Annotated in this window: 11 protein-coding genes and 1 riboswitch; of the genes, 1 reads left to right on the top strand and 10 read right to left on the bottom strand. The window is 39.1% G+C overall.

From position 1 onward, the window contains the following. Positions 1-19 precede the first annotated feature (19 nt). The 9 genes from purB to MLOOGBEN_RS16160 form a co-directional block, all read right to left on the bottom strand. On the bottom strand, positions 20-1,318 hold the full coding sequence (purB, locus tag MLOOGBEN_RS16200) for an adenylosuccinate lyase (RefSeq protein WP_179159309.1): 1,299 nt from the start codon (positions 1,316-1,318) through the stop codon (positions 20-22). Beyond that, a complete protein-coding gene (purK, locus tag MLOOGBEN_RS16195; RefSeq protein WP_179159308.1) occupies positions 1,315-2,463 on the bottom strand; it encodes a 5-(carboxyamino)imidazole ribonucleotide synthase in 1,149 nt (382 codons plus the stop codon). The genes purB and purK overlap by 4 nt, the downstream gene beginning before the upstream one ends. Then, complete coding sequence (gene purE / locus MLOOGBEN_RS16190) at positions 2,456-2,944, bottom strand: 5-(carboxyamino)imidazole ribonucleotide mutase (RefSeq protein ID WP_179159307.1); 489 nt, start codon at positions 2,942-2,944, stop codon at positions 2,456-2,458. Before purE ends, purK begins: the two co-directional genes overlap by 8 nt. A gap of 155 nt (positions 2,945-3,099) precedes the next feature. Continuing rightward, positions 3,100-3,201: riboswitch (purine riboswitch) on the bottom strand. An 85-nt stretch (positions 3,202-3,286) separates the two neighbouring features. Further along, positions 3,287-3,484, bottom strand: a complete 198-nt coding sequence (locus tag MLOOGBEN_RS16185; RefSeq protein WP_179159306.1) for an NETI motif-containing protein — start codon at positions 3,482-3,484, stop codon at positions 3,287-3,289. Then, positions 3,481-4,044: a DUF2179 domain-containing protein gene (locus tag MLOOGBEN_RS16180; protein WP_464871283.1), complete on the bottom strand. Its 564-nt coding sequence runs from the start codon at positions 4,042-4,044 to the stop codon at positions 3,481-3,483. The genes MLOOGBEN_RS16185 and MLOOGBEN_RS16180 overlap by 4 nt, the downstream gene beginning before the upstream one ends. A 97-nt stretch (positions 4,045-4,141) precedes the next feature. Next, complete coding sequence (locus MLOOGBEN_RS16175) at positions 4,142-6,064, bottom strand: ABC transporter permease (RefSeq protein WP_179159305.1); 1,923 nt, start codon at positions 6,062-6,064, stop codon at positions 4,142-4,144. After that, positions 6,039-6,809 carry an ABC transporter ATP-binding protein gene (locus MLOOGBEN_RS16170; protein ID WP_179159304.1) on the bottom strand — a complete coding sequence of 257 codons (771 nt, stop codon included), beginning with the start codon at positions 6,807-6,809 and terminating at the stop codon, positions 6,039-6,041. Before MLOOGBEN_RS16170 ends, MLOOGBEN_RS16175 begins: the two co-directional genes overlap by 26 nt. Positions 6,810-6,916: 107 nt before the next feature. Continuing rightward, positions 6,917-7,888 carry a HAMP domain-containing histidine kinase gene (locus MLOOGBEN_RS16165; protein WP_179159303.1) on the bottom strand — a complete coding sequence of 324 codons (972 nt, stop codon included), beginning with the start codon at positions 7,886-7,888 and terminating at the stop codon, positions 6,917-6,919. Beyond that, positions 7,885-8,586: a response regulator transcription factor gene (locus MLOOGBEN_RS16160; RefSeq protein ID WP_179159302.1), complete on the bottom strand. Its 702-nt coding sequence runs from the start codon at positions 8,584-8,586 to the stop codon at positions 7,885-7,887. Before MLOOGBEN_RS16160 ends, MLOOGBEN_RS16165 begins: the two co-directional genes overlap by 4 nt. A 58-nt stretch (positions 8,587-8,644) precedes the next feature. On the opposite strand from MLOOGBEN_RS16160, the gene MLOOGBEN_RS16155 reads away from it, so the two are divergent. Further along, entirely contained in the window at positions 8,645-9,865 is a 1,221-nt protein-coding gene (locus MLOOGBEN_RS16155) for a hypothetical protein (RefSeq protein WP_179159301.1), read from the top strand. Between the two features lie 48 nt (positions 9,866-9,913). On the opposite strand, the gene MLOOGBEN_RS16150 is transcribed toward MLOOGBEN_RS16155, so the two are convergent. Continuing rightward, positions 9,914-10,807, bottom strand: coding sequence for a fumarylacetoacetate hydrolase family protein (locus MLOOGBEN_RS16150; protein WP_179159300.1), 894 nt, complete (start codon positions 10,805-10,807; stop codon positions 9,914-9,916). Between the last annotated feature and the right edge of the window lie 417 nt (positions 10,808-11,224).

Below are 11,224 nucleotides of genomic sequence, written 5' to 3'. Positions count from 1 at the left end.
TGCACCCCCTATTCATTTTTTAATCGGTTAACCCTAATCGGCCAAAGATGGTATCGACATGCTGCAGGTGGTAGTTGTAATCAAAGCAGTCTGCAATTTCTTCCGCTGAAAGCAGGCTTGTAATTTTCGGCTCTTCTTCAATCAAACCGCGGAATGGTACTTGATTATCCCATGATTCCGCTGTTTTTGGCTGAACCGTATCATAAGCCTCTTCACGTGATAATCCCTTATCAATCAACGCTAAGAGGACACGCTGGGAGTAAATCAATCCTAACGTCCGGTCCATGTTACGAAGCATATTTTCTGGATAGACAGTTAGGTTTTTAATAATGTTGCCAAAACGATTTAACATGTAGTTCAAGGCAATTGTTGCATCCGGTAAAATGATCCGTTCTGCAGAAGAATGTGAAATATCGCGCTCATGCCATAGTGGAACATTTTCATAGGCTGTCATCATATAGCCGCGAATCACACGCGCTAAACCTGTCATATTTTCGGATCCAATTGGGTTGCGTTTATGCGGCATCGCAGAGGATCCTTTTTGTCCTTTTGCAAAAAACTCTTCCACTTCACGCGTTTCACTTTTTTGTAAACCGCGGACTTCAACGGCAAACTTTTCAACTGAAGTTGCAATTAAAGCGATTGTTGACATATAGTGTGCATGGCGGTCGCGCTGCAAGGTTTGGGTTGAGATTGGTGCAGGCTGGGTACCCAGCTTTTCACACACATATTGCTCAACAAATGGGTTGATATTAGCGTAGGTTCCTACAGCTCCGGAAATCTTCCCAAACTCAACACCAGCAGCTGCCTGATTAAAGCGCTCCAGGTTTCGTTTCATTTCTTCATACCAAAGAGCGAGCTTTAATCCAAAGGTGGTCGGTTCCGCATGTACGCCGTGTGTACGACCCATCATGACGGTAAATTTATGTTGTATTGCTTTGTTCTTTAGGATTTCAATAAAGTTTTCAAGGTCCTTACGGATAATCGCATTGGCTTGCTTTAATAAGTAAGAAAGTGCGGTATCAACTACATCCGTTGAAGTTAAACCGTAATGCACCCACTTCCGCTCTTCCCCTAACGTCTCGGAAACTGCGCGAGTAAAGGCAACCACATCATGTCTTGTTTCTTCTTCGATTTCTTTAATCCGTTCAATATCAAAGGATGCATTTTCACGAAGCTTCTTTACGTCCTCTTTCGGAATTTCACCTAATTCTGCCCATGCCTCACAGGCAAGGATTTCAACCTCAAGCCAAGCTTTAAAGCGGTTTTCCTCCGTCCAAATCGCACCCATTTCAGGTCTTGTATAACGATCAATCATCTTTTGGCCTCCAAACTTTTTTCTTCCCAAATTAAGGTTTTTTCAACTTCTTCGATTACACTCTCAAGAGAATCGCATAGTATCGTAACATGCCCCATCTTTCTTTTTACCTTTGGGTCTTTTTTTCCGTACAAATGAACTTTCCAATCTGTTACGTTTGTTATATTTTCTAACACGTTTTGAACATGCTCTCCTAATATATTGACCATAACCGCAGGTTTTAATAGCTCTGTCTTACCAAGGGGCAGGTTACACACAGCCCTAATGTGCTGTTCAAATTGTGACGTTTCACAAGCTTCAATTGTATAATGCCCTGAATTATGCGGTCTAGGAGCGAGCTCATTTATGTAAATGATGTCCCCCGCTGTTAAAAACATTTCAACCGCCAGTGTCCCAACTAACTCAAATGCATTCGCAAGCTGTATTGCTGATTGAATTGCCTTGTTCTCTGCTTGTTTACTAATACGTGCCGGCGCAATGGTTTGGTGGAGAATATTATCACGATGAATATTTTCTCCTACCGGAAATACGGCTGTTTCACCATTTGAATTTCTAACGATAATAACCGAAATTTCTTTTGTAAAAGTAATCCATTTTTCCAAGATACATTGGCCATTAACTAAAAGCGCTTGAGCCTCTTCAATATCCTCAGGTCCTTTAAGAACAAATTGCCCTTTACCGTCATAGCCGCCTCGCGCTGTTTTCAATACAACGGGATAGCCAAGACGTTCACAATTTTCATTAAGATCATTAAGCGAGTTGATCACGGCATAGGGTGCCACTTGAACACCTGCGTTTTCAATTGCAGCTTTTTCTTTCACTCGGTCCTGAGTAACTTCAAGTAAACTCTTACCCTGTGGCACATAGGCTTGATTACATAGCCATTCAAGTGCTTCAGCATCAATATTTTCAAATTCGTAGGTAATGACATCACTTACTGCGGCTAAGTTCCTAATCGCATCTAAGTCATCATAGTCGCCAACTACCTTATAGTCTGCTACCTGCCCGCATGGTGAATCCTCTACTGGATCAAGGACTGCGATTCGATAACCCATTGCACGAGCGGAAAGGGCCATCATCCTTCCCAGCTGGCCGCCGCCGATTATTCCTATTGTCTGACCCGGTAAAATAGTTTTATTAGACAAGCTGATCACTACTTTCTATTACCGTCTTTTTAGACTCCAAGCGAACTTGTTCTAGTCTTTCTTCTAGTTTCGAATCATTAATCGATACAATCTGGGCTGCTAATAACCCTGCATTTGTTGCACCAGCTTTTCCAATGGCCACCGTCGCCACCGGTACGCCTGCTGGCATCTGTACGATGGACAATAATGAATCCATTCCATTCAATGCCTTCGATTGAACAGGAACCCCGATCACTGGCAATGTGGTTTTGGCTGCAACCATACCTGGCAAATGAGCGGCACCGCCTGCACCTGCAATGATTACCTGGATGCCTCTTGCTCTAGCATTCTCAGCAAATTCAAACATCAAATCAGGTGTACGGTGGGCTGAAACCACCTTTTTTTCATAAGGAACTTCTAACTTGTCAAGGATTTCACAGGTATGCTTCATCGTTTCCCAATCTGATTTACTTCCCATAATTACCGCCACAATCGGATTCATGTTCTCTCCCCTTTGTTTAGCGTGTACGCTTTTCTTACTTTACCAATATAAAAAGCCCAAAACAGATACTTCCCCAATTTCATGAAATGAGAGAAAGTAGTCTGTCCGGGCTGAAATCGGCACAGTAAATGACCATGAAACGAGTGAACGTTTCCGGCATTTCCACTTCCCCTCATAGTCCAATCATTTACGGTAATTGGGTAGATACTTATGGGCCATATTCCCATTATTATACGAGGGTGTTACGTTATATATTTTTTTGACACCTTTATATTACAATTTTAGGCGCAAATGGTCAATAAAAACGAACGATTTTATTTCTTTTAAAAATAACGTTCGTTTTTACTCCGGACTAACAGCCTCAAATACAATCTGCCTTCCAACCGGTTCGTAGGAAGTTTCTTTTCCATTAACTACCTCCTGAAAGATAGGTTTTTCCGTACGGCGCACCGGAACATACCCCTGTTTTTTCATCCTCTCCAAACAAGCTTCGATACTTTCATTTTCCTGTACTTCGAATTGCATTTTCTTTTTACTCATGAAAATAATTTCCCTCTTTTCACAGATTTCACCCAGAATCCCCCATGGATTGACTTAGGTTCATAGACAATAATGAAGGCTTTTGGATCCAGCGACTTAATCAAGTCATATAATTTCAGTTCAAATTTTCTAGGTGTTAAGATTTGTAAGGCCATCCGATTCCCCTCTAGACCATTCGCCTCCCAGTTTGTTACACCATAACCTTTTTCTCTTAACACTTTAGGCAATTCTTTATCATATTCTTTTGTAATCACATTTACCGTAATATAGCCTAATGCCAACTTTTCTTCTATCTTCATACCGACTATAACCCCAATTCCATAACCTATCGCATAAGCAATCAGATTTTGGATTTCATCAAGATTATTTAAAACAAGACCGAGGCCTAACACATAAATAACGACCTCAATCATACTAAGAAAAGCCGCCAAATACCGCTGACCTTTTAACGTTAGAATCATTCTTATTGTAAAAAAAGATACATATACAATATTGATAACCAAGATAATCGCAACCATCATAAAGCTATTCTCTAACACAAATACCCTCCTCTTCCACATATTTAATATCGTTTTTGTTAGTTTAACCCTTTTTATTAACTTTTTCATTAATTTAAAAAAAGACCTGCCAATTTGACAGGTCCCCCACTTCTTCCTTCTAAATTAACGTTTTTTTCAGGTTTCTTAAATAATTGTGGCGAATGAAAAAGAAATAAATGACTTGCGCAATAAAAAAGCATGCAAGGACTATGATCATCTCCGTTGCAATCGACATCGTGAAAAGGCTTTGCAATGCCATGTATGCAAAAACACTGTGAATCATTGCTACGATGATGGGAACAAAGAAAAGAAGGACAAGCTGCTGCGTTACGATCTTGTTAAGCTCCCCGTCTGTCAATCCCACCTTCTTAATCGTTAAATATAAGCGGCGATCATATTCTAGGTCTGCATACAGACGGAAATAGAGGAAGCTTCCGGCTGCAATAAAGAAGACTGCACCGATAAGCAAGGCCACAAACAAACTCATCCGATACATGCTCATTTTAAGATTATATAAGGTGCCGCTAACGGTTAAGGCGAATTCTTTTGAATCAATAGCCTCATCATCTCTAGGAGCATAAGCAGCTCCATCTTCTACAAGATGATTGGCGATCCCCTCTGTTTTTTCAAACTCATCTGTATAAAAGCCGGTAAATGTATCCGTGCTTACCGCTGAAAGTTTTTGAAACAATTCATCACTAATCACAAGACCTTCACTAAATAAAATTTGATAAGGAAAAACAACATGTTCTGTTTCTTTATTTTGAAGAAGCTTAATCTTCTCCTGTTTTAACGTATAGGTCTGCGGATCAAAGGTCTCTAGTGACGATGTTAGCAAGGCTAAGCCTTCAGTCCCTGTTAACTCCTGTTCCGTAAAAGTATAACCAGCCATTTCTGAAGACTTTTTATAGTCAGAAAAAGCTACTACAGGTACCCACTCGCGTGCATATTCGTCAGATGAATCAGTTATTTCAACAAATTTAATAGGAATTTTTAGTGTAGAATAATCTACTTTCTTCTCTTTTAACTCCTGTTCGATTTGTTCTAGGTTTTGCTGGTGGATAGGATGTTCACCCTTCGCAATATAACTTATTGCTGCGGGATAATTCTCGCGAAATTCCTTAGTCATCACATTCATGGATGCAAGTGTTCCCACCGCACAAAAAGCGACTGTGGAAACAATCGTGACCATGAAAAACATCCGGGCATTATCTTTTAATCGGTATGCAAGACTTGAATAGGTAATAATATTTGTCTTTCTCCAAAATAATGATCGGTTCTTCTGGAGCAATTTTGTAAGAAACACCGACAGCTGGGTATAAAAGAAGTAGGTTCCGATAATGGTCATTGTAATAACAGGAAGTATTCGCATAAACATCGTTTGAAGCGTGGTTGTTGCTGCTAAATAATAACCGGTGATTAATAATATTGCAGACAAAATGGAAAGCACCTTAGAAACCTTTGGCTCTTTTTTAGGCCTTTCTCCTGCCTGAAATAAATCAATTAACTTATTAACCCTAACCAAGGCAGTGGTAAAAATAGAAATACATAGGAATAATACTAAAAAGGCTCCGATTGTCCATCCTAGTGCTTTACCTGATAAATAGAATGGCAGTAACTCAATCCCAATCATTCTCGAGCCGATCATCAAAAACAATTTACCTGTGATGATTCCTGTACCAATCCCCGTAATAATGGCGGCAACGCCAATCAGCATATTTTCTAAAAAAACCATAGTGTTCAACTGGCTTCTCGTCATGCCGTGCATCATCAATATCCCAAATTCGCGCTTTCTAGATTTCAAAAAGGTGCTGACAGAATACAGGACAAATAAGAAGGAGAAAATATACATAATCACTTCAGCTGCTGTCATTAATTCAATCGCTGCAGCAGCTGTTACACCCTTATTAATATCCGGATTAAAGATAAACAGAGCATAAACAAAGAAAATCATCACAGAAAATGCACTGCTTAAAAAATAGGCGGCATAGGTCCGTTTATTGCGGATAACGTTTCTAAAGGCGAACTGTTGAAAGGTCATGTCTGTTCCCCCCTAACAGTGCCAGCATATCGATGATTTTTTGGAAAAATGCCTGGCGATTGTCTCCCCGGTAAATCTCATTATATAGCTGTCCATCTTTTATGAAAATAACACGGTGACAATAGCTCGCTGCAACGGCATCATGGGTTACCATTAAGGCCGTCGCCTTATCTTCTTTATTAATCGTCGAAATGGTTTCCATGACATCCTTAGCAGATTTTGAATCTAAGTTACCAGTTGGTTCATCCGCTAAGATAAGCGAAGGCTGGTGAATAATCGCCCGAGCGATTGCCGTTCTTTGCATCTGCCCTCCAGAAACCTCGTATATGCGTTTCTTTAAGATTGAATCAATCCCGAGCTTTTGCGCAACATAATTAAGCTTTTTATCCATCTCACTGACCTTCACTCCATCTAGCGTTAGTGGAAGGACAATATTTTCCTCTACGGTTAACGTATCTAGTAAATTAAAATGTTGGAAGACAAACCCAAGTTCATGTCTGCGAAAAAGAGCTGTTTCCTTTCGATTTAATTGATGTGGATTTTTACCGGTGATTAATACCTCACCAGAACTGGGCTGATCGATGGTTGAGATTAGATTTAACAGTGTCGTTTTTCCGCTCCCTGACGGCCCCATAATCCCGACAAATTCACCTTTTTCGATTGAAAAATTAATATTTTCTAAAGCTTTATGCGCCACTTTTCCCTCATATATCTTTGCTAATTGTTTTACAGTTAAGATAGACACGACCTTCACTCCCTGCTCTTTATTTCCTGTCTTTATTCTAGCTTGTAAAGGCGGTCCTAACCATTTCCTAAACTTACAGTTAGCTTACAAGATTGTAAGGTAGATTGTTAAAAAATAATCCGGATAGTTGTTCCCTTATTTACCGTGGACTCTATCTCCACTTGATGTCCGAGGTTATCGCATATCTGCTTAACTAGAAAGAGCCCCATTCCGGTTGACTCTTGAAAGTTCCGGCCATTTTCACCTGTAAAATAGGGATCAAAGACTCTTGGTAGGTCACTCTTAGGAATTCCGACTCCTTCATCCTCGATTTCTAACACAACGTTCGTACTCCGTTTGTAGCCTTTAAGGTGAATTTTTCGATTATCTCCAGATGTATAACGCACTGCATTCGTAACAATCTGAGTGATGGCAAAGCTCAGCCACTTTTCATCGGAGGCAATCATCAAACTCTTATCCACCTCTACAGAAGGAAAAACACGATTTCGGATAAATAATCGTTTTTGATTGGAGGTAACCGAGCGTACAACCTTTTCTAAAGGGAGCATTTCTACATAAAAATCATGTTCAAATTCATCTAGGCGGGCTGTATATAACACCATATCCAGCCCTTTTTTCAAACGGTCCAGTTCATCACCGATTGCCGTGAAGCGTGGTTCATCTTCATCCTGTATCATCAAATGAATAACAGACAAGGGGGTTTTCATTTGATGCACCCATTGATTAATAAACTGAATATGATTCTTTAATTTATGCTGATGATGATGTAAACCATTTTGATACTGACGGTATTGGCTTTTCAATAACAGTTGTAGACTTGCTGCTAATGGAGCCCTAGAACCAGCCTCGGGAATTTCATCCAAAGGGGTGTGTGGTTCTTCTAAACGCTTGTAAAAGTTTCGATGGGTTAGATACCTGTAAATCAGATACCCGATAAACAAACAGCCGCTGAGGATTCCTGCATACAAGCTAATCGAAAAATTTCGGTACCCATCCAGCCAAAAAACAAATAAGATAAGAACTAATTGAGTGATATAGATAATAATAAGGGGAATTTGTTCCTTTAAGAAAAGTTTCAAAAGTGTGTCCCCCAATTAGGTGAAAGACGATATCCTTGTCCACGAATCGTTTGCAAAGCATCCACAATATTCAATTCTATCAACTTTTTTCGTACGCGTGTAATGTATACATTTAGCGTATTGTCATCAACAAAAACTTGATCATCCCATATTTTTTCAAGCAAACGGTCACGACTTACGACTCTCTCAGACCTCCTCATTAATTCTTCTAAAATCTTGCCCTCTGTATGACTGATTTCTATCTTTTGATTTTGATAACTCAAAGTTAGTCTTTCTATATCTAGTCTTAATCCCTCTACATCGATGAATCGATCACCTTGAGAACTAGCGAACTCCCCGTATGCACGACGAAGCTGGCTATTGATTTTGGCTACCGCTATATCGTAATCAAATGGCTTTGTAATATAATCATCAGCACCATTCTCAAGCGCCATCACCTGATCCATCTTACCTTCTCGGGCAGAAATAAAGATTATCGGACAGGTGGATATTTTGCGAATTTGCCGGCACCAATAATAGCCATCGTATTTAGGTAAATTAACATCAAGTAAGACAAGGTGAGGGGAATACCTTTCAAATTGCTCTAAAACCGTATCAAACTGATTCACTGGCTGGGTATCAAAGCCAAACTTATGTAAATGTTCATCAAGCAGCGTTACAAGTTGTTTATCATCCTCAACAATAAAAATTTTGAACATATTTTTCTCCTTATTTTAGGAAATATTAGATTTAAAGATATTTTAGGCGGGTGTACGAATGAAAAAGATTCTCTTCTTGATTTTTACGATATTTATCTTCCTTCCAGTTTCCGCATCAGCAGAACCAAAGGAAAATCTGAAAGCAGCTTTTGTAAGAAAAGATCATTTATGGCTAAAAATAAGGGATAAGGAAATGAGAATTTCTGATGCTGGCTATATACGATATCCAAAATGGTCATTCGATGGCAGCTGGGTTGCCTATTTGAAGGGAGCCAAGGAAGGGGATGTTATGGACCTTTGGCTCTACAACAGTAAGAGCAATCGACATTTTAAGGTTAAAGAAAATGTTGATGATAACTTCCAATGGTCACCGAACGAAAATAAAATTGGTTTCCAAGTTGTAAAGAATTTATTTATTTTAGATTCCAGCCAATTAGGCTTGTTCATCCCTATAGCCAAAAACATTGAAAATTTCTCTTGGCAGCCCACTGGCAGTGGTTTGCTTGTGTCAACAAAGAAAAGTCCAAAACTTGATTCAGATATTATTTTATCAAAAGTTATCTTGAGAAAAAAAGAAAAGCCTATTATTAACCATTTTTATACCATTAAGATTGATGAAAATGAAATCTTTGCCTCTACAAGTGAATTTAAATGGTCAAATGATAAGAAGTGGATTAGCTTTCTGTTAATTCCTACCGCATCCCTATCGGCTGACGGGAATACTTTATGTATCCTCTCCTCTAACGGAAAAATATTTCAAATGGCAGATGAAATGTTAAATGAACCTGCTTGGTTCCAATGGGCTCCCTTTAATGGGCTGTTAGGATATGTAAGTGGTGTTGGCCGAGAAGCAACCATCAATAAAAGAATGCAGGTTATCAAACTCCCATCTATGAAAACGGTCTTGTATACACCAAGGGGCTATGTAGATCGTGACTTTACCTGGCAAAATAATCGAACCATAGTTGTCTCGCGTTCAATGGAAAATGGATCAGCGGACTTGGAGCAAAGAGCCTTGCCAAGCTTATATAGGATAAACCTTTCAGATAACACTCAAACTCCACTCACTGTTCCTTCAGAAAAGGATGGCGATTTCAGACCAGAAATCGTCAGGAATAACCTATTTTGGATTAGAACTGATAGAAAAAATGCAAATGTGATGGTTTCTCCAACCTATAAAATGAGAAAAACAATTTGGCTTAAAGATATTAGTTTGGGGAGCTCCTATTATGAAAAATGGAGCTGGGATGAGGTATTTAGTTTATATACGGGCCGCTAATTGATTGGAGGGCCAGGCAGGTTTTAGTGCCTGGCTCTTTCCTCAATGTTATTCTTCAATCAACTTATTGGTTAGTGTTCCTAATTTTTCAACTTCAACCGTTACGACATCACCTGGCTTCAAGTAAACTCGCTTTTCCCGTGGATAACCTATGATAACCCCCTCTGGAGTTCCAGTAAGAATGACATCTCCCGGTGTGAGAGTCATGTGCTGAGAAATATAGCTGACAATTTCATCTACATAAAAAATCATATCCGAGGTATTGGAATCTTGACGTTTTTCCCCGTTCACATATGTTTTTAATTGTAAATTGTTAGGATCAGTTATTTCATCTGCTGTAACAAGATATGGACCTATAGGGCTGAAATCATCACATGTTTTTCCAAGTAACCATTGATGTGTCTTTTTTTGAAGGTCACGCGCTGATAAATCATTAGCGGTACAATAACCAAATACATAATCTAATGCATTTTCCTTACTTACATACTTCGCTTCCTCCCCAATTACTACCCCTAATTCTACTTCGTAATCCAGCCTTTGGGTCACTTTTGGTACAGCTATCTCACATTCATGTCCTGTTAATGCATTATTAAATTTGCTAAATAATATAGGTACTTCCGGATAGGGAGACTTTGTTTCGTCAGCATGTTTCCGATAATTTAATCCAATACAAATAATTTTATTCGGTTGCGTGACACAAGGTCCCCACTCCACTTCTTTTTCGTCTTTTATATACTTTGGTTTGCTATCAATTGGCAGATTTGCAATATAGTCCTTGATTGCAGTAAGAGCTTCTTTTCCGCCCGCGATTACCTCCATGATATTTGTATGTACTTGATTAGTAGGATTTTTTTTTAACGCCTCTTCAAGGTCAATTAGACCTTTCTCAGTTTTAACTCCTAACACATACTTGCCTTCTTTTTTAATCGTTACTAGTTTCATTGAATATTTATCCTCCTTGATTTGAGCTTCCTTACCAACAGATTTCTCTATTCTATTTTTTTTATCCTTCTTAACGCTTTAATTAATGCGTTTTTTGTATTATCAGTAAAAAAATAGCGTTTGATTCCGTTTAATCGCTATTCGTTACCGTTATCACTGATAATGGCATTGAACGGGCATGAATAGATGCTATTCGTTACCGCTTTCTCTAAAAAAACGCTTCAAGGGCACGATTAACTCCTATTCGTTACCGTTTTCTCTAAAAGTACCACCACACGGGCACGATTCTCAATCCATTTTTTATTTTCAACCTGTTGTCCTTTCGGATAACACAAAAAAACACAACCCTTATCAGGTTGTGCTTCGTTTTGCCTGGCAACGTCCTACTCTCACAGGGACAAAGTCCCAACTACCATC

This window comes from Bacillus sp. EB106-08-02-XG196, from assembly GCF_013396335.1.
GTDB lineage: Bacteria > Bacillota > Bacilli > Bacillales > Cytobacillaceae > Neobacillus.
This window is presented reverse-complemented; position numbering and strand designations above follow the sequence as displayed.